This is a genomic window from Sphingobium sp. SJ10-10 (genome assembly GCF_036038995.2).
Taxonomy (GTDB): Bacteria; Pseudomonadota; Alphaproteobacteria; order Sphingomonadales; family Sphingomonadaceae; genus Sphingobium.
Window position 1 is genome coordinate 2,099,910 of sequence record NZ_CP158132.1, and the last position, 24,991, is coordinate 2,124,900.

General features: G+C 57.9%; 18 protein-coding genes, 1 tRNA gene and 4 pseudogenes. 7 read left to right on the top strand and 16 right to left on the bottom strand.

What is annotated here, in order from left to right:
• Positions 1-68: 68 nt before the first annotated feature.
• Positions 69-1,022, bottom strand: a complete 954-nt coding sequence (locus tag VVT58_RS10215; protein ID WP_327754444.1) for a ParB/RepB/Spo0J family partition protein — start codon at positions 1,020-1,022, stop codon at positions 69-71.
• A gap of 252 nt (positions 1,023-1,274) precedes the next feature.
• Here VVT58_RS10215 and VVT58_RS10220 point away from each other — a divergent pair, with 252 nt between their 5' ends.
• A complete protein-coding gene (locus VVT58_RS10220; protein ID WP_327754443.1) occupies positions 1,275-1,661 on the top strand; it encodes a glycosyltransferase in 387 nt (128 codons plus the stop codon).
• 654 nt (positions 1,662-2,315) lie between these two features.
• On the opposite strand, the gene VVT58_RS10225 is transcribed toward VVT58_RS10220, so the two are convergent.
• The 7 genes from VVT58_RS10225 to VVT58_RS10255 form a co-directional block, all read right to left on the bottom strand.
• Complete coding sequence (locus VVT58_RS10225) at positions 2,316-3,797, bottom strand: hypothetical protein (protein WP_327754442.1); 1,482 nt, start codon at positions 3,795-3,797, stop codon at positions 2,316-2,318.
• A gap of 115 nt (positions 3,798-3,912) precedes the next feature.
• The gene (locus VVT58_RS10230) at positions 3,913-4,317 is read right to left on the bottom strand and encodes a GtrA family protein (RefSeq protein WP_327754441.1); all 405 of its coding nucleotides are present in this window, start codon (positions 4,315-4,317) and stop codon (positions 3,913-3,915) included.
• Between the two features lie 3 nt (positions 4,318-4,320).
• On the bottom strand, positions 4,321-5,844 hold the full coding sequence (locus tag VVT58_RS10235) for an NAD(P)/FAD-dependent oxidoreductase (protein WP_327754440.1): 1,524 nt from the start codon (positions 5,842-5,844) through the stop codon (positions 4,321-4,323).
• A 350-nt stretch (positions 5,845-6,194) separates the two neighbouring features.
• Positions 6,195-7,799 (bottom strand): hypothetical protein, encoded by a 1,605-nt coding sequence (locus VVT58_RS10240; RefSeq protein ID WP_327754439.1) that lies wholly within the window; start codon positions 7,797-7,799, stop codon positions 6,195-6,197.
• On the bottom strand, positions 7,786-9,696 hold the full coding sequence (locus VVT58_RS10245) for a GtrA family protein (protein ID WP_327754438.1): 1,911 nt from the start codon (positions 9,694-9,696) through the stop codon (positions 7,786-7,788). Before VVT58_RS10245 ends, VVT58_RS10240 begins: the two co-directional genes overlap by 14 nt.
• A 60-nt stretch (positions 9,697-9,756) precedes the next feature.
• On the bottom strand, positions 9,757-10,779 hold the full coding sequence (locus VVT58_RS10250; RefSeq protein WP_327754437.1) for a glycosyltransferase family 2 protein: 1,023 nt from the start codon (positions 10,777-10,779) through the stop codon (positions 9,757-9,759).
• A 636-nt stretch (positions 10,780-11,415) separates the two neighbouring features.
• The gene (locus tag VVT58_RS10255) at positions 11,416-12,414 is read right to left on the bottom strand and encodes an IS110 family transposase (protein WP_020819418.1); all 999 of its coding nucleotides are present in this window, start codon (positions 12,412-12,414) and stop codon (positions 11,416-11,418) included.
• 228 nt (positions 12,415-12,642) lie between these two features.
• Between VVT58_RS10255 and VVT58_RS24410 the strand changes: the two genes are divergently transcribed.
• On the top strand, positions 12,643-12,924 hold the full coding sequence (locus tag VVT58_RS24410; RefSeq protein ID WP_405053695.1) for a glycosyltransferase: 282 nt from the start codon (positions 12,643-12,645) through the stop codon (positions 12,922-12,924).
• A gap of 297 nt (positions 12,925-13,221) precedes the next feature.
• Positions 13,222-13,295 (top strand) — tRNA-Gly (locus VVT58_RS10265).
• Positions 13,296-13,467: 172 nt separating this feature from the next.
• Here VVT58_RS10265 and VVT58_RS10270 read toward each other — a convergent pair.
• Both VVT58_RS10270 and VVT58_RS10275 read right to left on the bottom strand, forming a co-directional pair.
• Positions 13,468-14,505 (bottom strand): site-specific integrase, encoded by a 1,038-nt coding sequence (locus VVT58_RS10270; RefSeq protein ID WP_327754435.1) that lies wholly within the window; start codon positions 14,503-14,505, stop codon positions 13,468-13,470.
• 913 nt (positions 14,506-15,418) lie between these two features.
• Positions 15,419-15,637: pseudogene (locus VVT58_RS10275) on the bottom strand (transposase domain-containing protein); the annotation flags it as partial.
• 176 nt (positions 15,638-15,813) lie between these two features.
• On the opposite strand from VVT58_RS10275, the gene VVT58_RS10280 reads away from it, so the two are divergent.
• The 3 genes from VVT58_RS10280 to VVT58_RS10290 are packed head-to-tail and all read left to right on the top strand — an operon-like array spanning position 15,814 to position 19,011.
• Positions 15,814-17,055: a tyrosine-type recombinase/integrase gene (locus VVT58_RS10280; RefSeq protein ID WP_053085704.1), complete on the top strand. Its 1,242-nt coding sequence runs from the start codon at positions 15,814-15,816 to the stop codon at positions 17,053-17,055.
• Complete coding sequence (locus VVT58_RS10285) at positions 17,055-18,011, top strand: tyrosine-type recombinase/integrase (RefSeq protein WP_197672780.1); 957 nt, start codon at positions 17,055-17,057, stop codon at positions 18,009-18,011. Before VVT58_RS10280 ends, VVT58_RS10285 begins: the two co-directional genes overlap by 1 nt.
• Positions 17,974-19,011, top strand: coding sequence for a tyrosine-type recombinase/integrase (locus tag VVT58_RS10290; protein ID WP_327754434.1), 1,038 nt, complete (start codon positions 17,974-17,976; stop codon positions 19,009-19,011). The genes VVT58_RS10285 and VVT58_RS10290 overlap by 38 nt, the downstream gene beginning before the upstream one ends.
• Before the next feature lie 81 nt (positions 19,012-19,092).
• Here the strand turns inward: VVT58_RS10290 and VVT58_RS10295 are convergent.
• Positions 19,093-19,381: pseudogene (locus tag VVT58_RS10295) on the bottom strand (transposase); the annotation flags it as partial.
• 13 nt (positions 19,382-19,394) lie between these two features.
• Positions 19,395-19,823: pseudogene (locus tag VVT58_RS10300) on the bottom strand (IS5 family transposase); the annotation flags it as partial.
• Positions 19,824-19,902: 79 nt separating this feature from the next.
• Between VVT58_RS10300 and VVT58_RS10305 the strand changes: the two are divergent.
• Positions 19,903-20,928: an IS110 family transposase gene (locus tag VVT58_RS10305; protein ID WP_327754433.1), complete on the top strand. Its 1,026-nt coding sequence runs from the start codon at positions 19,903-19,905 to the stop codon at positions 20,926-20,928.
• Positions 20,929-21,186: 258 nt separating this feature from the next.
• On the opposite strand, the pseudogene VVT58_RS10310 reads toward VVT58_RS10305, so the two are convergent.
• The 4 genes and pseudogenes from VVT58_RS10310 to VVT58_RS10325 all read right to left on the bottom strand — a co-directional run.
• A pseudogene (locus VVT58_RS10310) lies at positions 21,187-21,507 on the bottom strand (transposase); the annotation flags it as partial.
• A gap of 264 nt (positions 21,508-21,771) precedes the next feature.
• Entirely contained in the window at positions 21,772-22,788 is a 1,017-nt protein-coding gene (locus tag VVT58_RS10315; protein WP_066563385.1) for a site-specific integrase, read from the bottom strand.
• Complete coding sequence (locus VVT58_RS10320) at positions 22,785-23,756, bottom strand: tyrosine-type recombinase/integrase (RefSeq protein ID WP_066563387.1); 972 nt, start codon at positions 23,754-23,756, stop codon at positions 22,785-22,787. Before VVT58_RS10320 ends, VVT58_RS10315 begins: the two co-directional genes overlap by 4 nt.
• A complete protein-coding gene (locus tag VVT58_RS10325; protein WP_327754311.1) occupies positions 23,753-24,991 on the bottom strand; it encodes a site-specific integrase in 1,239 nt (412 codons plus the stop codon). The genes VVT58_RS10320 and VVT58_RS10325 overlap by 4 nt, the downstream gene beginning before the upstream one ends.

Here is a 24,991-nt window from a genome sequence, read left to right on the forward strand (position 1 = left end):
TTTTCCGTTCGACCGGCAAAAGAAGAGGGCGGTTGCGAGCACGCAACCGCCCTCCATGGCCTGCCGCCTTAGCCGGCGCGCAGCGTGGTCAGCGCCACCCGGATCGAAGCAATCAGCATCGGAAGTTCGATGGCCCCCGCCTCGGGGCCGATGGCGATTCGAACAGCACCCGACCTAGAGCGTGTGACCGAACCAAGGATGATGTCGTCATCGACGACGATGTCGATGCCGCCGTCCTTGTGGGAGGGAGCAAGCGCCTGACGGAGTTGACCGAACACCTCCGCAGCGCTGCCCGCCGTGCACCCATCGATCGCGGCGATGACCTCGGCGTGGCGATCACCCTCCAAACCTTCGTCGGTCGGATCGGCCTCCTCATTGACGTTGCGGATCAGGCTCATCAGCCAACTGGCCTGCGCAGCCGAGATAGCGCGATGATCATCAATCTTCTTGCCGACGAACTTAAGCACGCGCAGGACATCGAGCACCCGCGAGATCGATGCCTTGTGCAGGCCGAACGCATCGGCGCACGCCTTCCCGGTGTGATACTGGTGATCGATGGCAGCCTGGTAGAAGCGGGCGCGCTCGATCGGCGTGAGATCCGACCGGGGGCCATTCTCCGCAGCGGCGAAGCGGAACGCGGCGTCCTCGTCCATCTGAACGATCTGGACCAGCAGCTTGACCGGATAGCCTTCATCGTTGAGCAAGCGCACGGCTTTCCAGCGGCGCACCCCAGCGACAATTTCGAGGCGGTCATCTTCGAGGCGCCGGACACGGACGGGAACCTGTTGTCCCGACGCCTTGATCGATTCTGCCAGAGGACGAATATCCGCCTCGACCAGCTTATCCGCGTCGCGTGCAGTGTGCTGCCAGACAACGCATTTTTCGGCATCGACGAAGAGCGACTTGGGCGAGAAGGCCGGTGTCGCGCTTAAGGCGGGCTCGGGCTTCATGTCCGGGATCACTTCCGCATCAGTGATGCCGACGACGACGTCCGGGAACATCTCATTCTGATAGTCCTGCATGGGTACCTCCTGTGTTGCAGAGGCCCATCTGTTTCACAGGCAGCAGACTTGATTCGGAGAGACAGCACCTCGCCGATCCCGGCCGATGCAGACCAGGACGACGATGAGCCGTCCCAATCATAATAGCGCGCTTGGGCTGTCCATCACTTGGTACTTGATAATCTGATGACCAAAGCCTCATAGTTTACGCTTCCTTAAAGCACATCGTGCGATAGGGTGCGAATGGAGTGGAGTTCCGCTCAGGGGGCAAGCGTGACAAAACTGATTATACAGTTCCCTTGCCTGAATGAGGCAAAAGATCTGCCGAAAACGATCGACGCGCTGCCGCGCTGTATCCCCGGGATCGACCTAATCGAAATATTGATCGTCGACGATGGCAGCGTCGATAATACCGCTCAAATTGCGCGTATGTCGGGGGTGCAGGACGCAGTCCGGAGCGAACCCGTCTCTGTAGCGATTTTCCCTGCCAATGACCCTTTGGCAGGGAATTTTCAGCAATTGCTGGGAATGACCGCCCATCCCGCCCGCCACAAGGGACGCTTTTCTGCGGCTTGCGCGGGCAAATTCCCTGCGCACGCCGGCAGGGAATTTTCGTCACCCCGCAGGGAAGGCAGCCACCCTGCTGCCTTGCGTAAATAGACCGTGACAAGGATACAGACAGGAACCGGCTGATCTGCTATTGAACCCGCACCTCGAGCAGATTGTCACCCGGTCACCGGGTTCGGACGCAGCATGAGGACAACCAACTGTCGCTTCACGAATGTGAGGCGGGAGGTCGCTGTCCGCACTTGTGCCTAGCATCTGCTTCCCGTGTCCTTCGTGCGGCGCGGCGGACAATCTCCGCCACGTTCGCGCCGGGCGCCGAGACTGCCGCAACCAGTTGCCGCTTCTGTTCGTCGGTCCATACCCGCCGCCGCTCTGGGCCCGAAAGTACCGTGATCTGACTCATCGCACCGCCCTTAGTATCGGTGCAAACACTGGCGCTTGCACCGGTGCCATGTCAAAATATCAGCCGATCACCACAAGGCGGCTCTCACCGGAGCGATACGGCGCACTGGCTCACCACCTATCTGGAGGAGCTACTAGGCTTCCCCAACCGGCGACATGATGACCAGGTCGACAGCACCAGCCGGGCGCTCGAATGGTTCCAACAGCGGCTCGCCAAAGACATGGTCACGGATCGGCCGCCAGGCGCGAGACCGAAAGGAACCCAAATGCCCCGCGGAAATCCGGTCCGCGGGAGCCTCCACTGTGCGAACTGACATCGGGGTGCCTCCGCCACGATATTATCTGTCAATCCCGAAGCAGGTATACCGAATAGCTCTCATCGGTAACGGCCGGCCCTAGTGCTCCAATCAACTGCGTGTTTGCATAAAATCGCCGGGTCATCGCTGGGGTGTAGGAGGTGGTCCAGTTATAGCCCGTGTTATACGTCATGGACTGGCCCGGTACCGGAGTGCGCTGCATCAGAATGACGACTGGCCGATGGAAACTGTGATGCAGGCGGATCGCCGTGTCAGTAACATAATCCAACGAAATATGCAGCCTTGCTCCGATTGATGTGAAGCGAATGAGGGGACCCAAGGCATCTTCCCGAATCCGGTAGACCGAATTGCGAGGGGCATAATAGGGCAATGCCTCAATCATGATGTCGGGATCGGCAATGATAATGGCATCGGCCAGCGCCGGGTTCTGCGCTATGAGCGTGGCAGCATCCCGTGCGCGGCTGTGGGGATATTTGAACTGGGCCATGATTGCGACCTCAGCCATGATCAGTTCCGCCGATAGCAGAAGGTATAAGCCGACGCGCCCGATTTTCCCCCACTGTGTCGCCTTGCCCGACCTTTCTTCCACCGGCGCAAAGAAATTCTGGTCCAGGTCCATCCAATACAGAGTGATCAGAAACAGTAGCCACAATGCGATGTGACGCTCAAATCCCGGATGTAGAATCGTGAAAAACAGCGACATGCCCGCCAAGCCCACCCATGCCGCCAGAAAATAGGCCACACGGTTTCGCACGATGAACAGGCTGGCATAAAGAACGGCCGTCAAAGGAAGCTGAGCCCAAAGGCCGAACTTCGATGTTACGAGAAAGCCATAGCCAGGTAACGCCAGTGCTTTCATGATCGAGACCATGTCGCGGTGCTTCTGATAGACAGCGGCATCGTTAGCAGGCGGCCATACGGTTAAAAAGCATGCCAACGACGCTATCGCCAGCAGAACCACTGTAGGCATAACCATTCGCTCGATCCATCGGACGCGAAGCGAACGCCCCGGATAGCGATCCGATATCCAGACGGCCAGCAGCAGCCATGACAGCAATGTCGAATGCACATTAGTGTTCGCGAGCAGGACCAGGGGAATCATCAACCAATAGCCCCTGTCGCGCCATCGGCTGTATCCCGCTGCGAAAACGAACATCAGCAACATGCTGATCCCGTAATTGCGCGCCATGACAGCATAGTCCCACAAAGCAAAATGGCTCAGGACGATCATCGTTTTGATAACGGGTGTAAAAGGGGATCGCCAGATCAGAACCGCAACTGCGGCAAGAGCAACGAGGAAGGCGATCACCGGGAGCGCCAGCGAACCGATCAGCCCATGGCCTCCCCGCAGCAATAAATACCACAGCAACGGATGCCCGTCGCCGCGCACCCCTTGGATCATATCTGCCAGCGTTTCACCATGGTTGGCGAAGGACAAGGAACGAACTTCATCTCGCCATGGCACATGATTTAGCGTCAGCCAGGCTACGATCACGAACCAGACGAACATGATTAGGCATTTCGATGAAAAGAAAGTATCCCCGGACTTCATTGCAATCGTGAGCCCTCTGAATCCTGTATCCACAGCAGGCCCGCTGGGCGGCGCCGGGAAGATGTTTTCCCTGTCAGCCGAACACGACGGATCGGCGCAGCAAATAGGTGACCTGAAAGCTGACAGTGATCGCCGCGAGCTTGACGAGGCGTGGGTCAGCGCCCCACAATGTACCCACTCCGACCATAGTGCTCGTGATTGCGAGCCCGACGAGAGCTGACCCAAAAAACAATAGCTTCTGGTGGAGCCGGCCATCGACATCCAGCCGTGCGCGGCAAACGAAAACAGCGCGCGACGAAATGGACCAATGCACGCAGAGACCTAGCAGATAACCGCAGACCGAAGCGGCAAGCGCCGGCACAGTAAGCCACAGCAGAACGACGAGCGTGCCAAAATCCATAGCCAGCGATAGCCCGCTGGCAAGGATGTAACGCGCGTAGGTCTGCCGCCAAATTGCGTCTACCATACGGTCGAACATGGATCATGCCACCTTGAGGCGGCTTGGTACCAGACGCACGCTGCTGAGCGCCGCCTGCTCGCCGACGACATCCTGCCCTTCCTCGCCCGCCTCATGATATTCGGCGTCCTCGTTCACGGCCCAGATGTCGTAAAGCTGCTCGCCCGCCTCGATGTTGCGGACGGTCAGCATCGCCGTCATCATCGCATGATCCTGGTTGTTGTATCGATGCATGCCGTTGCGGCCGACGAGGTGCAGCGTGGGGTAAAGCTTCGCCAGCTCGGTCCGCATCGCGAGCACATTGGCCGCATAGTCATCGTCATAGACCGGATAGGCCTTTTCCTGACGGACCACCGCGCCGCCCACAACATCGTCGGGGTTGCACAGGCCCAGCAGCGCCATTTCCTTCTTGGCGAGTTCGACCAGATCCGCGTCGCTCGAAGCCCACAGGCCGTCGCCTTCGAAACAGAAATATTCCAGGCCCACGCAGGCCAGCGTCGGATCGGGGACCATTTCGGGGGACCAGCTGCGGAAATTCTGGATGCGGCCGACCTGCACCTTGGGATCGTGGATGTAGATCCAGTTGTCGGGGAAGATATCCTCGGCCTTCACCATCAGCGCCACGGTCAGGAAGTCGCGATATTTGAGGTCCATCGCACGCGGCAGGGTCGCGGGCAGCGGATGGATGCGGCCGGCCAGCTCGCGCATCGGCGCGGAACTGATGACGTGGCGGGCCTTCACCACGATGTCGCCCGACGGGCCGTTCGCCACCATCTGCCACTGGCCGGCGGCGTCGTCGCGCGACAATTGCTTGAGGCCATGCGCCATCAGCACCTGATTGCCGCCTTTGACGACGGAGTCGCGCGCCGCTTCCCACATCATGCCGGGGCCGAGGCGCGGATAGCGGAAGCTCTCCAGCAGGGTCTTGGTCTCCATGCCGTCATTAGGCCGCTTGTTGAGGCCGAGCGAACGCTTCAGGCCATCGACCACCGCAGCCCCGAGCGACAGGCCCTTGATACGCTGCGCCGCCCAATCCGCCGACATTTCGTCGCACGGCATGCCCCACACCTTTTCGGTGTAGGTCTTGAAGAAGATCGAAAACAGCTTGTGACCGAAGGCGTTGGTCGTCCAGTCCTGGAAGGAGCGGACGTTGCGATTCGGGAACAGCTTCGCCTTGGCGAAGCTCGCCATGCACAGCGTCGAGCGCCACAGGCCCAGATTCCACAGCGCCTCGAACGCGCGGAGCGGATAGCTGTAGAATTTGCCCTCATAATAGATGCGGCTCATCCGGGGGCGCTGGATGAAATCGTCGGGCAGGATCTCGTTCCAGAAATCGACGACCTCCTTCGACTTGGAAAAGAATCGGTGGCCGCCAATGTCGAACCGGAAGCCGTTCAGCTCCACGGTGCGGCTGATGCCGCCGACATAGACCGGGTCCTTTTCGATGACCGCGACCGAATAGCCCTTCTTAGTGAGCAGATAGGCTGCGGTCAGGCCGGCCGGGCCTGCGCCGATGATGGCGACGTCCACATTCTGGTCACTATTCAACTAAAACACCCCCCAGAACTCCGATGATCGTTTATCTACGCGCAACACTTTCCTTCTCGCCCATCATACCAATCAAACCTTAACGCAATGCCCTAATCGCACTGGCACAAACACCTGCAAGCGATCTTCGCCTATAGTCAGAACTGAAATATTTTGTCATAATTTCACTGAAAAACTGATCATATAAAATACAGGGTAAATATGGTTATAAATTTATTTCGATGTTCCACGATTTGAGAATATTTTTATTTCGAATTCAACGCGTAAAATGATTAAAAATACCAAATGCGAACCGAAACATGGTTATATGCGAGAAATTATACCTAGAATTTCCGTATTATTCATTCGGATTACTCGAAAAAACTGCTCGCGAGATGAGATTGTTGAGGTTGAGGCGCGATCTGACTGCACAGACCACTTGGCATCGCGGAGCGCTGCAAAAGCGAGAAATCGCCATAATGCCCCTTGAGCTCAAAGCCGCTTCTTAGTGCCGCTTCAAAGGCCACCTTATCCGGAGGCGATGGGTTCCGCATAGCGGGGAAAATCGCATGATAAAAGGAAGGTCGAATAATCTCTTCGTCAATCACTACCCATTGGCTGCCTCGCATCACTTCCAGGCAAGTCTCCCTGTACTGGTCAGGTGTCGTATATTGCGGGAGGAGAAGGTCCAGCCGTGCGGGATGTCGCCGACCGGTAAGAACCGGTAGAACAGGATCATAGGGATAGAAAAAAACGCTGTCTCCATTGGGCAGGGTTTTTAGTCTCTCGATGAGTTCAGTGGTCCCATTGTCAGGTATGACCACTATGGGGCCGACGGCGCTCTCTACCGGTCGGCCAGCGATCACATATCGAACGGACATCAGCAGAGGAAAAACGGGGACGAAGCAGACCAACAGCGCCGCACTTCGCAACACAGGCGTACCATGTCCTTTGGGAAAAATGGTGTCCAGCAAGGTGGCAAATAACGGTAGTGCGAGCACCATGGAAAAGGCAATATGTATGTCATCGGGTCGAGGGAAGCAGCCAACGAAGCCTGCAATCGCAAACAAGACGAGTGCGCCGAGATGAGGGCGCGATAGGATAGTCGGGCGGAACCGTACAAGGCTGAATATTGAGAGACAGAATGTCAGTGGGAAAATCATCACGACGAGAAGTCTCTGAGGCGCTAAAAATGCTCCAAATGGAACGGGTTGAATCCCAGAGTATTGTTTAATCGTCCATAGGATGACTTGATCAAACGCTTGCGTCGCAGCGCCCAATAAAAAAATAAAGCAGATAGTTATTCCCAATAAGGAAATGCCGCTGATGATATAAGTTAGCATCTTCTGAGGGGATTTTTGAAGAAAAAGCGAGCCGAACCCCGCTAGGACGATTAATGCTCCGCGATGCGTCGTAACAAGAGTCGCTGCGCTAGCGGCTATGCCAGCGATAGCGGGGCCGGCGCGATTCCGTGGGGATAGGACGCCCCAGAGAGCAATCATCGAGAACATTGTGGTTAGCCAATGATGACTGACCTGCGTCCACAGCCCCTGACCCGCCGCTATCCATGAAACGGTAATTACAGCCGATAAACTGGGTCGCCCTGATGCGATCTTGCAGCAGGAGAATGTAAACCACGCAGTCGTCACCATTACCAACATGACGAGCAAACGTGCCGCAACCAATGACGGCCCGAAAAGATACACCCAGCCGGTAACGATTAGGAAGCCTAGAGGAGGGTGAAATTCAAAGAAGTCGCGGTATAGAATTTCGCCACGCAATATCCGCTGAGCCGCATGGAGCCATATGCCCTCATCAGCCAGCAACCATATTGATCTAATAAAAGGTAGGCATAGCAATGCTGCGATTACCGCCACCAACAGGCCGGCATGACGCTCCGTCAGGCGGCCAATGAATGCCAGACTAGCGGATCGTCGGGACCTTTCGTCGATCTCGAGAGCATTATTTGGCTGCATTGTTTAAGATCCAAGGCAGTTTTTGGCATGAAGCATTCGAGGTCGCGCCACGATTATCTAATCGGCGATAGATGAACATAGATGGACGAGCATCGATTTCCTTATAATTTTTTTTCAAATATTCTCGAATTTCAACCTTCCTCGTAAAGAATGTTCGCACGTCAAAGGAAGTTGGTTGGTAGATATAGTTACGACGTCGCTCGAACATGACGAGAGCGGGGCGTGCGCAACGCAATTCCAGATAAGCTTCATCTTGCATGTCTCTAGCGACCTGCCGAAGTGGCGCGGGATTAGGCCCGACAATCTCGCCGTGACCGACAGCTGGAAGCATCCAATACGCATACAGGCGCGATGGCCAAACCAGCCCGTGATCCTGTATTGTCGGCCAGCCCCACATTGGGTCCCCTGAAGCTATGAAAACCGACTCTCCAGTCGGTACCGTCGATAATAGCGGGTCGATCTCAGCCCGGAAGAAATTGTGATATTGGCCGGTTTTGAAGGGCAGTAATATCGGCAGCGTCAAAATCACTACGGCGGCACTGATCGGTATCCAGCGCTTCAGATTGACTCCACTGGCGAACACTCCCATCGCCAAGGCCAGCGCCGCTGTCACTGGCATGCTATGGTATAGCCAGCCCTTTCGTTGTAAAAGGTATGACAGCATAAAGCTGAAGGATACGATAAGTAAAGCTTCGACAAGCGGTTCAGTTCTATGGCTCAATTCGCGACCATAAACCACAAAGAAAAACGCAACAAAAAGCCAGATGATGGTCCATGGCCGCAGCAGCACCATCACCCAGTTTGATTCATAGCCATGATAAGCTGTTAGTATCATTGGCAGCATTCGAGTAAAAAACTCTGGCGCCCAAAGGAGAACACTCAGCGCATACAGCAGCGCGCAAAGAGCCAAAGTCAATGTTTCTGGGCGGATCAGTTGCCAATGGCGGCGCTGATGGAGGAATAGCCACAACTCAAGAAGCAGCGGGATGGCGATGAAGTAATGCTTGAGCGCAAACCCGTAAGCTGCAAAAAACCCTACGCTGAAAGCGACCTTTCGCGGCATGTTTCGCCCCGAATATCGAGTAGCCATCAACGCCGCATAGGGAAGCGCGCAAATGAGCGCCAGTTGCTCACGCTGCCCAAAATCGTAAATTGGCATTGCAACGCAAAGCCAGAATGCCAGGAGCATGATTAAGGCACGCCTAAATGGCGAGGAGGGGGCGACCACATGCCCGACAAAACATGCGGAGATGGCACCCCCCCACGTCACCATAGGCACCCACAGGCGCAACGGAGAAGCGTTTAGCAACTCGCCGGTATACTGAATTGGCACTGCTGACCAGAACCACAGCGGGGGATTGATCTCCCAGATGTCGCGATACAATATCGCGCCCTTCAATATGTGTTGAGCGATCCAGAATTGCCAAACGACATCATGAGTTATTGGGATGCTCCGTAAGAGGAAGCAGGCAGCAAGCGCAGCAAGCACGAGCGAAAGTTCAGGCGCGTAGCGGAATGACATCCGCCGCAAATCGCTCCACGTGAGCGATAGTTGGCTTTCGAACACAAACGCCCGCGACATTCCATAAAACAAAACAGAGTATAATGCTTGACCCGCTAAATGGACGGTAGGTTTTCCTATTAGCCCCATATTCCGGCAGGCGGTAATTACCATCAGATTAGCCGCATATGCGACGCAAAAGGTGATGACGAATCTACCAAATTCATTGATTGTTGCGGGGCGTTCCGAATTGAATGTCCAGTTGCGGTTCAGGAAATAGGACACTCCCAAACCCACGCCATAGCCGCACGCGTTCGCGGCATAATCATTTATGCCAATTTGGAGCGCAATGAGTATAATGCTGAACCCAATGGCGGTGTTGACCAGTCCAACCAATCCAAATCTGATTATCGTCATTACATGCACCGGATAGGTTTTATGCTGCGCGCGGATTTGTCAAACTCGACCATAAGTGGTTTTCTTAAATTGAGTATCCTCACCACTTTCGGGTTCAACTATATGGGAGTTTACATTTTTTCGGACCTCATCAATGATGAATAGCGGCCGATGCTTTCCTTCCATATACATGCGCCCTAGATATTCGCCGAAAATTCCCAACATCATTAATTGCAAACTACCTATGATCAGCACCAATCCGGCGAGGCTGGTCCAACCAGCCACCACATGGCCCAACAGATAGGTAATTAAGACCCAGGCCAGTGTCAGCAGTCCTACGGCACCTGCAACGAAACCCAGATGGGTGGTGAATCGCAGAGGGACGGTGGAAAAGCTGGTAATGGCGTCCAAGGCGAACGCGATCATCTTCTTAAGAGGATAGTTGCTCTGGCCAGCGAAACGAGCCTCTCGCTCATAAGGGAGGGCCGCTTGGCTAAAACCGATCCAACTCACCATCCCGCGGACAAATCGATATCGTTCAGGCATGGCATTTAGGTGGTCAACGATCCGACGACTCATCACGCGAAAATCGCCGGTGTCACGAGGAACAGGAACATCGACCATGCGCTGCAGAAGGCGATAGAATAAGTTAGCTGAAGTGCGCTTGAATATCGTCTCGCCTGCGCGGCTCACCCTTTGCCCATAAACGACATCATGGCCTTCTGCCATTTTTTCGAGCATCGCTGATAACAGTTCTGGTGGATCTTGCAGATCAGCGTCCATGACCATCACGACATTGCCGCGACATATCTGCAAACCCGCGCTGAGGGCCAACTGATGACCGTAGTTGGCAGCCAGATTGACAGCCACAACGCGAGGGTTGCTGTCCGTCAATGCTGCTATGATGGGCCAAGTCCGATCACGTGAACCATCGTTGACCAGCACAATCTCAAAACTGTCGGCTACGACTCCGGTGCAAGCGGCCGTAACACGTGCGACAAGGGGTTCAAGGTTAGCCTCTTCATTGAAGCATGGAATAACAACGGAAATCGCTGGAGACGGCTCGATCCCATGTCGGCTCATATAACTTCCCCCCGCCCCGGCGTGCGAACTCGATTGCCCCATCTTCATTTATATCACTTTCGATGTTGCGTCACCAACCGTCAGCCTCCGCAAAAGCCCGGCTTGTTGAAAACTGGCCAATATCCTACAAAAAGAATGGTAAATGAAAGGTGAAATTTTTGAAGCCACACTACCCAGTTCATGCTTCCCGATGGGAACAGCGGCTCTATAGATCCCGCTTTCTCTCGGCGCGCCATGTCGGTGGGATCCTGTCCCGACTACCCAGAATTGACCAGCGATCAGCTGATCGGCCTGTCCCCCGTCAGCACCCATGGCACAGATTTAAGGTTGTGAATTAAGGAGGATTGGGGCTTCGTCGTAGTGACGAAGGAACGAATCTATGGACGCCTCCCGCGCAAGGTAGTTTCTCGATGTTGCTCCGGCATTGGATGCGTGAATCTATCCGGCCTGTTGATTGAGGTGTTTTCGCCCCTGGCCATGATGGGAATCCGCGCGGTTCAGTGCCTTTTAAGATGAGCGGCCTCGAGGGCCATCGTTCCTTACAGGCTGTGAAGCGGCGGTCCGTGCCGTTACACCATCAAGTCTTCACCTCGCATTTGTAACCTCTGATCAGATTGCGGCCCGCTGCCCGAACGGTCACGCCATTTTGTAACTTTCGCCGCTTCGCAACATCGCCCAGGCCATGCGAGCAGTCTTGTTTGCCATGGCGACGAGTGTCTTGTTGTGGCCTGCCCTTGATTGCAGTTCCTGCGCCCATTTTGAACGCCGGTCGTCATGCTTGGCGATCCGCAGCAACGCAGACCGTGCACCATGTATCAGCTGGCGCCTCAGGTAATGATTGGCTCTGTTCCCGATACCACCGAGCCTTGGCTTTCCGCCGGTCGTGTATTGTCGCGGAACCAGTCCAATCCAGGCAGAAAGGGCTCGGCCGGATGCGAAGTGTCGGCCATCGTCAATTGCGGCGATGAGGGAGGTTGCGACAATCGGTCCTACCCCCGGCAGCGTAGTCAGACGTTTGCAACGATCGTCTCTCCGGCAGATATCAACCAGCATGTCATCCAGAGTGGATACTCTGGCATCCAAGTCGCGATACTCCTCGACGAGCTTCAGGAACAGGTCCTTCGCCAAGTGCGATAGTTCGGCAATTTCGATCATCTTGTCGACCTGCAGCCGGAACCGGGACGCACCTGCCGGCATGACGACGCCATACTCGGCCAAAAGACCACGAGTGTGATTGATCAACGCGGTGCGCTGCACGATCAGTCTGTCACGCGTTCGGTGCAGAGCTTGCAGATCCTGCTGTTCGACGCTCTTCAGCGGCACGAACCGCATGGTTGGCCTGTTGGCAGCTTCGAAAATGGCTTCGGCATCAACCGCATCATTCTTCGATCCCTTCACGAATGGCTTGACGAAACGCGGATGGATCAGGCGAACGGCATAACTCAGCGCCTCGAAGACGCGGCCCCAGTGGTGTGAACTGGCGCAGGCTTCCATCGCGACCGACTGCGGTTGCAATCTGGTCACCGCATCGACCAGCTTTGCCCTGCTAACCTTCCGCGAGATTACCTCACCTTCGCAAGTGATCCCGTAGATGTGAAAAGACTGCTTGCCCAAATCGATCGCTAGCATTTGCATGTGATGAACTCCTCTTCCCGGTCGCTGTGGCAACATGCTCGGCCCGCTTGCGGGAGGCGTCCATCCCATAAGATGAAGCCCTAATCCTCCTTGAAAAAATCGCCAACCAAGGCCCCGGCTGAGCGGGTGGTGGATTTGTGACGGTTTTGTGCCGGTCACTTGAGAGTTTAAGTCTGCCTTGGCGTATTTGCTGGAGAGGGCAAGGCGGGGCGCGTAATTCCCAACAAGATGTTCCAGATACTGGCCACAGGTCGGCCGCTAATCACGCGCGATAGCTCGGCAGCCCGCGAACTGGTGCAGCCCGGTGCGGCAATCCGATTGGTTTGTCCGGGTGACCCAGCCGATCTTGCCACACAACTCAGTGCACTGGCGCGCGACCTGCGCGAGCCGGTAGCCGCTCAAACGTCCCTTCTCGGGCGAGGGATCATGAAAATCGGCTGCCTTCTTCAACGGGCCTTCCTGTCAACAGACTGGGACGATGGCCTCGTCATGAGTGCCCGCCGACTCTAGCTGTCGAGCGAATTTCATACTGACCAAAAATCGGCAAATGGTTTGCCTCTGAAGCGCTTTGAGCGTTTCTCCGCAGTTCAGGGCACGGTCGTGCGCCATCTTCACATTATGCGTAACCAGGCATGTGATCATGGGGCGATTACGCTAACGAGGCCCCGTGCTGTTCCCCGAGAGCAGGATGACACTGCATGTTTCGTCAAGCGCATGATGCTCGCACATTCGGGCGCAAGCCATCGGTCTCGCTTTCGATGTTGACGAAGACCCTACAAAAATGGCAGGGGCGCTTTCTCCTGACGGGCGGGTATAGCTCAATGGTAGAGCACTAGCCTTCCAAGCTTGTGATGCGGGTTCGATCCCCGCTACCCGCTCCAGTAATCAAAGCGCCGCAGGATGTCGCCAAATTGTCTGGGTATCCGTTTCTCTCACTCAGGCTCACTCGCCAAAAGCGGCTAATGCATACAATCGTTTTCGCTGCGTCTTCATTCAGGCACGCCACATTAATGCGCTGCCATCAAATCGCACGAATTTGTCATCGTGGTGATTTCAGTCCAGCTTGTTGATCGACTCTCGCATGTGATCGACCCCTACGGTGGAGTAGCGCTGAACCATTCTCAGCGATTTCCATCCACCCATGTGCATGATGGTTATGAGATCGATGCCGGCCATCACGCAGTGAGACGCCCAATGGTGGCGCCAATCATGAATGGTGAAGTCTTCGATCTCTGCTCGCCTGCATGCCGTTTTGTGCTGATTCTTAAGGGGATTGCCGCCTGGGACCGAAGCAAGCCGAGTGTCCTTGTAGGGTTCACCAAACCGATTGAGGAAAACATGGCCTTTCATGGGGCGGCCTCGTTGTTCCCAGATCGGCAGCAACGCCGCCTTCATGCGAAAATGCATCGGGACAGACTGGATGACCGCGTTCTTCGTATGGTTGAAGCGAATTGATTCACGAGGCATATCAATGCCGTCAACGCCCCAACGCACCTGCAAAGCGGTCTGGATGCGTGGGCCGTGAAAGGCCAGCATAGTGATGATCGGCTGGATATGAGGCGCATAGGCAGCGATCAGCCGATCGCGATCTTCTTTAGTCAGAAATCTTACCCGTTCGTTATCAAAAGGGATTGCCTTGATCCTGAGCGGCGGAAGGTCATGTAGTTCACGATAGGTGTTGATCGCTGCTTGGAACACGGCCCGGTAACGATCCTGACCGGCAGGGGCATGATGGATAAGATAGGCACGCCGAAACTGCTCCCATGCCTGTTTTGGCTCCTGCAGCGACAATTCGCCGATCCTCTCATTGAGCTTACCGATGCGCAAGATGTCGGACGCGCACGGCGGCGTCGCCTTTGACAGATAGCTTTCGAAGGCGTCGGCGATGGTCCCCTGGGCGACGGCAGCCGCGGGGCCGAACATCAGCCGATGACGCAGATTGGTCTCATATTCAGCCATCAGGTGCGACGCAGCATCTGCGTCACTCGTTCCTGAACTGAATTCTTTGACTTTGATGCGCTTGTCGCCGAGCGCGACTGAGCCTCGGATATAGTAAATGCCGTTCTTCCCACGGCGGCGGATGGAGAGCATGTAATTTTTTCCAGAAGAAGGCGATATTGCGCTTCGGTCGCGAGGGTCTTGCCGTTCACGCGCGAGTAGGGAACGCCATATTTTTCGAAGGTACGCCGCATCCATTTTGCAGGCTCGGCGCTGGTTGACCGGAGCCGCGTGAGTATTTCTAACGGCGTGAGGAGATCGTCGTCATGGCAGACCCGTGGCGACGCACGGACGGGGTCATCGTCCGCGTCGCCCGGCCCGCTCCCACCAGGAGCGGACGTCCACCGCGCGGCGGGATCCACAGCATTTATCGGCGCGACGCCCGTCGTACGAGCTCGGGATGCTTTTGCCTGCAATCGCTTTGGCGCCACTACAACGGATGGAGGCGATTTATCCGTTGCACTCATATGAGACGGTTTCCAGCTTCTGCGGTCCTCTGGTGGCCGACGCGGATCAGCCGGCTCAGGAAGGTTTGCCGCTGCCAACGGCTAATGACAAAAATAGTCGGCAGGAGGAGGCGGCAAGATCGATGACCATGGCTCCCCCCGCCATTTTCGCGAACGCTTGCGCCGCATCTTCGCCTGCATCGTGCGCTGCCGATCTGCTGATATACATAGATCATTTGAACTGGACTCATTGTTCAATGCCGGAGCGGCTGCAGCCCCTATGCACTGGGATCATCTTTCATCTTTCAGCGTCAGCCTCTGTCCCCATCCAACCTCACCTAGGAAAGTGCTGCTCATCAGCCTGATGGCAGCAAAGTTCACGAGTAGAGGGATGCCTTCTCCCTCGTCGGGGTGCAGAGCCCGTACCTGGTTACGGGTTGATTCTGCGGACGTCCTGCTGCACCGATTGAGCATCTGACGATATATTTGCTCGCAAGAGCCCCGTTATTATAGAAGCGGGCTTCAGAGATCGCGTGTAAGCGTGGGCTGGAGGCCGCAGATCAGGCGGCTTCGGCGATCGGTTGCTGATCTGGTCGCCAATTCCAGGGCATGAGTTCATCCCAGCGAGCGGCAGGCCAGTTGCCGGCGATCTTGGCGATAACGTCGGCAATATAGGCCTGTGGTTCGAGGCCGTTGAGCTTTGCGGTCTCGATAACGGAGTAGATGGCCGCCGCCCGATCGCCGCCTGCCTTTGATCCGGCGAACAGCCAGTTTTTACGCTTATGCATACCTTTCCATAACCGAAATTATGCGAAGCGCCGGATTATGCGCAGGTGCCGACGGCGGGTTGTGCCCAGTCCGCCATTTTTTTTCGTCGCACATGTTGCAGCATGACTAACTTCAGCTGCACATAATACGCCTTCCTCTCCACCCACCATCTGGAGAGGAGCCTTTCATGAAGTCTGATCTATTGCAGCCGGGACCGCGTCGCTGGCTGGCGAACAGTGTCTTTGCGTCCGTGGAGGAGGAGTATGTCTCCTATCTTCGAGCGGGCCGATATCATCCGAACACAGTGCGAGTATATTTTGCTTGCGTCGCGCATTTCGGGAAGTGGGCGACCGAGGAAGGCTTGGACATCGCGCTGATCGATGAGGCGGCGCAACGACGATTCCTGGATACCCATGTGCCATCTTGCGATTGCCCTTACCCGGTTCGCAAGCTGCGCCACGAGTTGCGCGTCGCTATCCGGCACCTTCTGCACGTGCTTCGTGCCCAAAGGCGGATTCCGGCGATCGAACAGAGGGGCCGGCTCGACGGTGAACTGGCAGCATTCGATCGTTACATGCGCGATGTCGGTGGTCTGGCGGACACGACGCGGCGGCAGCGGATCCATATCATTCGCCAGCTGCTCCTCGAGCGGTTCGGTGATGGCGAGATTGATCCTGAGAAGCTCGACCCGGCAGTCGTCCGGCGTTTTGTCCTCGGTGAAGGCCGTTGTTGGAGTGCTGGCGCCGTGCGTGTCGCTGGCGGCACAGTCGGTTGTTATTTCAAGTTTCGCAAGATGTTGGGCGATGATGTCGGTCGGCTCTTGCAAGCGATTCCTCGGGCCGCGCATTGGCGCCTGGCGGAGTTGCCCGACGTGTTGTCGCCAACTCAGATTGACGCGGTTCTCGCGTCATTCGACGATGATCTGCCCTCACGGCGGCGCGCCTACGCGATGGTCAGATGCGTCACCGATCTCGGGCTCCGATGTTCCGAGGTCGTAAAACTTCGCCTCGACGACGTCGACTGGCGCAACGGGATCATTCGCATAGCGAGGACCAAGACGCATTTCACCGACAGCCTTCCATTGCCGGCTGCCACCGGCGACGCCATCGCAGACTATTTGCGCCATGAGCGACCGAAGACCAGCAACCGTGCGATCTTCGTTCGCCATGTCGCGCCGTATGACGTCCCGATCAGGGCAGGCGTCGCCAAGCATGCGGTGATCGCAGCTTTCATACGATGCGGATTGGATCGAACTGATCCCCACGTTCTTCGTCACAGCATCGCGAGCCGCCTGCTCGCCGACGGCACGCCCATGAAGCACATCGCCGATGTCTTGCGTCACCGTAGCCTGGACACGTCGAAGATCTATACCAAGATCGATCTTCGCCGCCTGTCGGTCGTGGCCATGCCCTGGCCAGGGAGGGCGTGATGATGACGATCACCATGACAGCGCAGGTAGAGGCCTATCTTGCTGAACGTACGACGCTGGGATTTCTTGGCGCCGGGCCGAACGCCAGCCAGCTTCGTTCGTTCGCCAGATTCTTCGACGGCTCTGGCCATCGGAGTTCTCTCACATCGGACCTCGCGATCGAGTGGGCGAAGGGGCATGCTCGCAGCCGCGAGCCGAGGGCGTGGGCTCGCCGGCTCGATACACTTCGGCCCTTCGCCGCCTACCTTCTGCGGGAAGATCCGGCCACGGAGTTCCCGCAGACTCAGATATTCGGCAAGTCCCATCGCCGGGCCACGCCCCATATCTACACGGAAGACGAGATCTTGGCGTTGCTCGCAGCGGCACGCCGTCTCGATCCGGAAGGCGGGCTTCGACCCGCGGCGTTCGAGGCCTTTTACGGATTGATCGCCGCAACCGGCTTGCGCGTTTCCGAAGCGATCAAGCTGCGCTGCGCTGATGTGGACCTCGGAAGTCGATGTCTGACGGTCCGGATGACGAAGTTCAACAAATCGCGGCATGTGCCTTTCCACGCCACCGTCGCCGTCGCACTCGCCGATTATCTTGGCATGCGGGATCGTTTTCTACCGCGCGTGGCTGAGGACGCATTTTTCGTCTCGACCCCATCACGGTCGCTAAAAAAGCGCGCAGTACATTGGACCTTCCAGAAGTTGCGCAACGAAGCGGGCATCGTTGCCCGGGGTGCCTATCGCGACGTTCGTATCCATGACCTCAGGCACACGTTCATCTGCAGACGCATCCAACGGTGGCAAGCCGAAGGTGCCGATATCGACAATGCGATCGCGGCGCTCTCGACTTATGTTGGCCATGCAAAGGTATCGGACACCTATTGGTATTTGACCGGCATCCCGGATTTGATGGCCACCGCAGGCAACCGCTTTGAAGACTTCGCTTTCGGGGAGGCAGCTCATGGCTGAGCTTACTCCCCCGACATTGCCGACGCTCGTCCAGCGCTTCTTTCTGGATCATCTCGGCGAGCAGCGTGCGGTCAGCGCTCAGACCGTAGCGGCATACCGGGATACCTTGCGCCTGCTCCTCAACTACGCGGCGGCAGCACTCCGTCGAACGCCCACCGCCATCACTTTGCCCGATCTCGACGCGCCGTTGTTGCTCGCCTTCCTGGACCATCTCGAGAAGGATCGAGGCAACAGCGTTCGAAGCCGCAACGCACGTCTCGCCGCGATCAGGACGTTCCTTAAATATGCATCGCATCACGACCTTGCGTCGCTGGCGACGATCGAACGGGCGCTGGCGATCCCGCTCAAGCGGTTCGATCGATCAATGGTCGGGTTTTTGTCACGGCCCGAGATCAGCGCCATTCTCGAAGCACCTGACCGGCTTAGCTGGGCCGGACAACGCGACCGCGCCTTGTTCAGCATGATGTACAACACGGGCGCCCGCGTTTCCGAGATGATCGGCATGCGGTGCCGGGACGTTGTCCTTGAAGGGCAGCCCGCCGCGCATCTGCGTGGCAAGGGCCGCAAAGAACGCAGCGTGCCGCTCTGGCGCCCAACTGCCGCGCTGATCAGGTCCTGGCGCCGCCAGATCGGCGATCCCTCGGGGGATAGTATCTTGTTTCCGAACCGAAGTGGCGGCCGCATGACCCGCTCGAACGTCACCCAGCGCTTGAACCTTGCCGTTGCGACTGCAGGTCGCAAGAATCCGGGGCTCCTTGACCGCCCGGTCACACCCCATACGGTTCGACACACAACGGCGATGCACCTGCTTCAATCGGGCGTCGATATCACCGTCATCGCCCTGTGGCTCGGTCATGAGGATACGGCAACGACGCATATGTACGTCGAAGCCGATCTCGCGATGAAGGAACAGGCTCTGATGAAGCTGCAACCAAGCGCCGCCGCGCCAGGGCGCTTCCGAGCCTCCGACAATCTGATGAGCTTCCTGCAGTCGTTGTGATTATGTGAAGTTTGTGGCGGCGGGTCTGGTGCAACAACTGGACCCGCCGTCGGCACCTGCGCATAATCCGGCGCTTCGCATAATTACGGCCCAAGGCCACGCATCGCATGGCACGCTCCGCAATGTTGTTATCGATCTCCAGACGCCCATCATCGAGGAAGCGCGTGAGCGCCACCCAGCGCTTGCGACCATAGGCGATCGCTTTCGCCATCTCGGACTTGGGCGAGAGGCGGCGCAGGGCATCGTCAAGTGCTTGCCGCAGCTCATCGATCAACGGCTGAGTGCGGTCGTGCCGGCTTCGTCGGCGGATCTCGGGTTGCTGGCCTTGAACCTCTGCCTCGATCTCATAGAGTTGGCCGATGCGTTCTAGGGTCCAGACTCGTTCAGAGCCAGAATGCCACAGCGGCGGCGAGACTTACGGCTGAGAGGAAGTTTCTGGCGAGCTTGTCGTACCGGGTTGCGATGCGGCGGAAGTCCTTGAGGCGGCAGAACATGGCCTCGACCCGCCAGCGATCTTTGTAGCGGCGTTCGTCATACTGGACCGGGCGCTTGCGGTTGCGCCGTCCGGGGATCACCGGGATCGTGCCCTGCTCACGCAAGGCAGCCCTGATGCGGTTCGCGTCGTAGCCACGGTCGGCAATCACCCGCTTCATGCCGATAGTTTCGCCGATCAGCAGGTCGGCCCCTTTCACATCCGACGTGTTGCCGGGGGTCAGGACGAGGCGCAGTGGTCGCCCGAGGACATCGACGAGTGCGTGGATCTTCGTTGTCCGGCCACCACGCGAGATGCCAATGGCATTGGCCCGCGCCCCCCTTTATGGATGGCCCGCCCCTTATCCGAACCGTTGTTGTTTAACCGAGAGCGGATCGTGTGAGAAAGGAGCGAGTGTTATGGAAGTTTCAGTTCTGGGGATCGACCTTGGCAAGAACAGCTGCAGCGTGGTGGGCCTGAACGGCACCGGTAAGGTGGTCGTTCGCAAGCGGATGCGGCGTGAGACGGTCCTCACCTTTGCAGCGGCACTTGAGCCATGCGTCGTGGCGATGGAGGCCTGTTGTGGTGCCCATCATATGGGCCGAGCACTTGCAACGCAGGGACATACCGTCCGGTTGATGTCGCCGGAATATGTCCGTCCCTACGTCAAGGCCCAGAAGAACGACGACCGCGATGCTGAAGCGATCGCAGAGGCGGCGACACGACCGACCATGCGGTTCGTAGAGCTGAAGACCCAGGAGCAGTTGGACATGCAGACGCTGCACCGGATTCGCGACCAGCTCGTCGGCGAGCGAACCTCGCTGATGAACCAGATCCGGAGCCTGCTTCTCGAGCGCGGTCACATTGTGCCGCAAGGACGCGCGAAGCTCGCGGTTCGGCTCGGCGAGATGCTCGAAGCCGAAGAACCCGTTCTCGGGTTGCGTATCCACCGGCTCGTCACCGACATGCGCGCGCGCTGGGTAGCGCTCGATGAAAGGATCGCGGACCTCGACGCGGAGTTCGTGGAAGCAGCACGTACCGACGAACAGACGCGGCGCCTGCTGACTATTCCCGGCATTGGCGCCCTCAACGCGACAGCGCTGGTCGCTGCCGTCGGCGATGCCCGGACCTTTGGGCGTGGTCGCGATCTTGCTGCATGGTTGGGCCTGGTCCCGCGTCAGGCCACCACCGGGGGCAAGCCTCGGTTGCTCGGCATCACCAAGCGTGGCAGTCGATACCTGCGCAAAATCCTTATCCAAGGTGCACGTTCGTCGCTGCCGACGATGAGCAAGAGCGATACGCGCCTGGGCGCCTGGGTGCGCGGCCTGCTCTCACGGGCGCATCAAAACACCGTCGTTGTCGCTCTCGCGGCTAAAATGGCGCGGATCGTCTGGGCACTACTTCGCCACGGACGGACCTACGAACCCACATTGCTGGCGGCGTAAACGAGATCAGCCGGTGCGCTTGGCACCCGCTGGATGATGTCTGCGGGAGGTGAGAAGAAGATGGCCTGACAGTTGACCGGTGTCTTGGAACCCTATGGCGCAAAATGGCACTCCGATGCCGGCCCCTTTATGAGGACCAGGACGCGCGGATCTCCATCTTGGCCAACGGCAATGTGCCGAAAGGCCGGATACGTTTTCGCAGACTGTTCAGATCATCCGATACAAGCCGCTTGCCGACGGGGCGGGCCATACGTTTGCGCCACCGGCAGTGCGATGAGCCTTGATGTAGCTGCTGTCGATCTGCCCGGTCTCGGCGATCCAGCCTTCCTCCGTCAGCGCTGCCAGGATGCGCGTCCAGATGCCCCGACGGCTCCACCGGTTCCAGCGATTATAGACCGTCGTGGAGGGGCCGTAATCCGAAGGGCAATCCGCCCAGCGGCCACCACACTTGAGCATGTGAATGATCCCGGAAATCACCCTGCGATCATCGACGCGCCGCGCTCCGGGCTGGTTCTTCGGCAAGTGCGGCTCGATCGCAGACCATGCTTCATCCGACAACCAGAACAACGAACGCGACATTCCCAACAGCCTCCTGCCTCAGCGGAGACTCTCTGAATCAATGTGGACACACATTTTCAAGAGGCTGATTGGGTTTGGACCCTAGCAGGTCGGTGGTGAGCGGCGTCGGCTTGGTGGCGTGGATGTCGAATATCTTCCGCCGGAAATGCGCCTTATGTCGAGATCGACATAAGGCGCATTATCCAGAGCATGGTTTTATCTGGGGCGACGCGATTCTGACGTCCGGGATCGGCGGGAAAGGTCAGTGTGGATCTCGTGATAAAATCATAGGGACCGCAGGTACGAAAGCAGATCCGGCTTTGGCTTCCAAGGCGTGGCCTTTGCGGGTTCGATACCGGCGTGCTTCCAAAAGTTCTGTAGCGCATCGCGCTTCATCTTCAGGTTCGTCGAGATATACCGGTTCGTGGTCGCGATGCTGGAATGACCGAGATAATCGCGGATCACGGTCACGTCGGTGCCCGACTGCAGGAGCGCGACGGCGCAGCTGTGGCGGAAAACGTGAGGAGTGATGCGGTCACGCGCCAGCCTGGGTCGATCCTGGACGACTGGCGAGGCATGCTTGGTAAGGATGTACGCGACTCCATCGCGGGTCAGCGGTTGGCCGTGGCGGTTCATGAAAACATGCTGCTGGCCCGCAGCGCCCGACAGGTTTTGCAGGCGCCGCAACGCGTCGGCCGTCTCGCGCCATAACGGAACGAGCCGCTCCTTGCGGCCCTTCCCACGCAATCGGGCCTGGTGCGGTGGCGTCAGTTGAAGGTCCTGCCACAGCAGGCCGGTTGCTTCGCTCACTCTGGCGCCGCAATTATAGAGGAAAAGCAGCAGCGTGTAATCGCGCCAGCCACTGCGGGTCCGCCGATCGGGATGGGCGATGATGGCCCGCACGTCGGTTGCTTCGAGGTAGGTTGCGGGCTTCTGCCTCGCCCGCTTCGACGGCAGCGCCAACACCTGCGTGTAACGGAGCGCATTGTCGAGATCGTTGCGCAAGAGGTGCTTGAAGAAGCTGCGAAGCGCGGCACGGCGGCAGTTGCGCGTCGCGGTGGAGTTGGATCTTCCGCCCTCGAGATGATCGAGGAACCCAGCGACGGTGTCGGCGTCGAGATCCTCCAGCACAAGCGCGGCGACCTCGCGGCCGCGCCGCTGGGCAACGAACTGAAACAGCAGCTTGAGCGTGTCGCGATAGGCGCGCGTCGTATGTGGGCTCGCGCCGCGCTGACGCGGCAGATAGTTGGAGAAGAACGACTCCACCAAAGCGAACAGCATCTGAGGTCCTGCCTTACTCATCGTGGCTGCCTGGCGTGTCGCATATGTTGTTCGAAGCGCGTGCTCGCGAGTTCCAGGAGTTGCGGCGTCGCCTTCAGATAGACCTCGGTGCCAATGACGTTCTGGTGCCCGAGATAGGCCGAAAGCCAGGGGAGCTTGGCGTGAATGTCAGCACCTTCCTCCGCCCATGCTGTCAGGCGGTGAACCGCGAACGCATGCCGAAACTCATATGGGCGCGCTCCGACGCGCCCCTGCGCAGGCTTAATATCGAGGCGGCGCAGGAGCTTGCGAATAGCGTCGGACGCCGCGTGGGTATGGAGTGGCGCGCCGTTGAGGCGAACGAACAGAGCTTCGCAATCCCCTTGACCACGATCGTGAAGCACCCGGCATCGATCATCGACATAGAGGCCAAGCTCTGCGACAAGATCGTCGCGCATGGGGACGATACGCGTACGCCGCTTGCTGTTGCGTATGAGCAAGGTCCCACGGTCGAGATCGACATCATCCATGGTCAGACGCACCGCCTCGCCGAGCCTGAGGCCGGTGCAGTAAAGCACGAGAATCAGCCTTCGCAGCATAGATGCCCATATGAAGCGGCCTTGGTGCGCTGACGCGGCGGCGAGAATGCAGCGGATCTCGTCGCGGCTGAAAATGTAAGGAAAGAACGTCGACTCCTTCACCGGCGCAAAGGCGTGCTCGGGCACATAGCTGGTGGGATCGCGACGACGGCGATGCAGGCAAAGTTGACGAATGACCCCGAACTCGTTGCCGAGCGTGACGGCCTTGCGGTCGGGCAAACGCCCACACCAGCGGCTAATCGCTTCGGCCAGCGAAATATCGACATCGTCGCCCCACTGGTCTTCGACGAAGCGAAGGAAGCGTTCGATCTCAAACTCGCCGCGTCGATAGGGATGGCCCATGGCGCGCTTGAACGCCAGGAAGCTCGCGGCGTCGTTCCTTAACTCTTCCAGGACGATGACGGTGGTCATGTCGGCACCGGCAATGCGATCTCGCGCAGGGACGCGGTGGCGATCCGCACATAGGCCGAGACCGACTCTGGATCCCGGTGACCAAGGAGATCCGATATCACTTGGGGCCGCGCACCCAGGTCTATCTGGCGCGCCGCGTGAGAATGTCGCAATACATGGCTGCCCAGAAATGGTGCATCGATCCCCGCGATCTTCGCATGCTTCATCACGATGTGGCGTATCGCGCTCGAAGCCGCGAATGGCTCCAGCGGCATCTTCATCTGCACGAAAAGATGGCGGGTGGGTGTATCAGCGGGCCGGCCGTGGCGTAGATACTCTGCCAGCGCCTTGGCGACGGGTGGCAACAGCGGCAGCGTGAATGCAACGCCCGTCTTTGGGCGAAGGACTGACAGTGTGCTATTATCCCAGTCGATATCCCGAAACTGCAAGCGGATGATCTCGCCGGCGCCAAAGCCATAGGTGCTCATCATCAGCAGGATCGCGTAGTCGCGAAGGCCCTGCGGACTTGATCTGTCCACGGCCATCAGGAGCCGCTTCACATTGTCCCAGGAAAGGGCGCGTCTCGGTCGCTCGTGCCGTCGTTGCACGGGCGCGATCACGGCCTCGCTGATATCGACCGGACTCTGTCCACTCCAGTGCAGGAAACGGGAAAAGCAGCGTACCGTGCAAGCAAGATCGCTCACATGCGATCGGGAATATCGCGCGGCGCGGCCAACCAGAAATGCATCGACATCGGTTATCTGCATCGAGTGCCAGTCCTTGCCGGCCTGAATCAAGTAATCCTGAAGCTTACCGATGTGGCCCAGCTTTTTGTGAACCGTCACCTCTGGATTACCGCGATGCTGGGTCAGATAGGCGGCATACTGCGCGAGCAACGGCGGCAGCAAAGCCTTCCCTGGACGAGGCGGTCGCCAGTCAGGTGGGGCAAGCCCCAAGCAATGATAGACACGGCTGAGCGACAGCAGGGCGCTGCTGGAAAGTCTGAGAGAAAGCGGGTCTAGCCCCCGTCGCTCCGCATACCAGTCTTTGAAGCGGCCAACGCGTTCAAGGGTCAACTCTTCTCGCTCGACCAGGCCGTGCAAGGCGCAATAGGTACGAAACTGCTGGATGCGGATCAGATAAACAATCGTTGTTCCTGCCCCAAGGCGCCGCTCGGCGCTCCAGATGCGGCGGATATCGTCGGGGGTGGGCGCGGCAGGGTCGGCTGCGGCGATATGATCGACATGTACGGGCAT

Bases quoted from the DNA above. Each gene is read 5' to 3' on its own strand.
- VVT58_RS10215 (WP_327754444.1), bottom strand. From the start codon at position 1,022: ATGCAGGACTATCAGAATGAGATGTTCCCGGACGTCGTCGTCGGCATC.
- VVT58_RS10225 (WP_327754442.1), bottom strand. From the start codon at position 3,797: ATGTTCGTCTGGTTCGTGATCGTAGCCTGGCTGACGCTAAATCATGTG.
- VVT58_RS10230 (WP_327754441.1), bottom strand. From the start codon at position 4,317: ATGTTCGACCGTATGGTAGACGCAATTTGGCGGCAGACCTACGCGCGT.
- VVT58_RS10240 (WP_327754439.1), bottom strand. From the start codon at position 7,799: ATGCAGCCAAATAATGCTCTCGAGATCGACGAAAGGTCCCGACGATCC.
- VVT58_RS10250 (WP_327754437.1), bottom strand. From the start codon at position 10,779: ATGAGCCGACATGGGATCGAGCCGTCTCCAGCGATTTCCGTTGTTATT.
- VVT58_RS10255 (WP_020819418.1), bottom strand. From the start codon at position 12,414: ATGCAAATGCTAGCGATCGATTTGGGCAAGCAGTCTTTTCACATCTAC.
- VVT58_RS24410 (WP_405053695.1), top strand. From the start codon at position 12,643: ATGTTCCAGATACTGGCCACAGGTCGGCCGCTAATCACGCGCGATAGC.
- VVT58_RS10270 (WP_327754435.1), bottom strand. From the start codon at position 14,505: ATGCTCTCCATCCGCCGCCGTGGGAAGAACGGCATTTACTATATCCGA.
- VVT58_RS10280 (WP_053085704.1), top strand. From the start codon at position 15,814: ATGAAGTCTGATCTATTGCAGCCGGGACCGCGTCGCTGGCTGGCGAAC.
- VVT58_RS10285 (WP_197672780.1), top strand. From the start codon at position 17,055: ATGATGACGATCACCATGACAGCGCAGGTAGAGGCCTATCTTGCTGAA.
- VVT58_RS10305 (WP_327754433.1), top strand. From the start codon at position 19,903: ATGGAAGTTTCAGTTCTGGGGATCGACCTTGGCAAGAACAGCTGCAGC.
- VVT58_RS10315 (WP_066563385.1), bottom strand. From the start codon at position 22,788: ATGAGTAAGGCAGGACCTCAGATGCTGTTCGCTTTGGTGGAGTCGTTC.
- VVT58_RS10320 (WP_066563387.1), bottom strand. From the start codon at position 23,756: ATGACCACCGTCATCGTCCTGGAAGAGTTAAGGAACGACGCCGCGAGC.
- VVT58_RS10325 (WP_327754311.1), bottom strand. From the start codon at position 24,991: ATGCCCGTACATGTCGATCATATCGCCGCAGCCGACCCTGCCGCGCCC.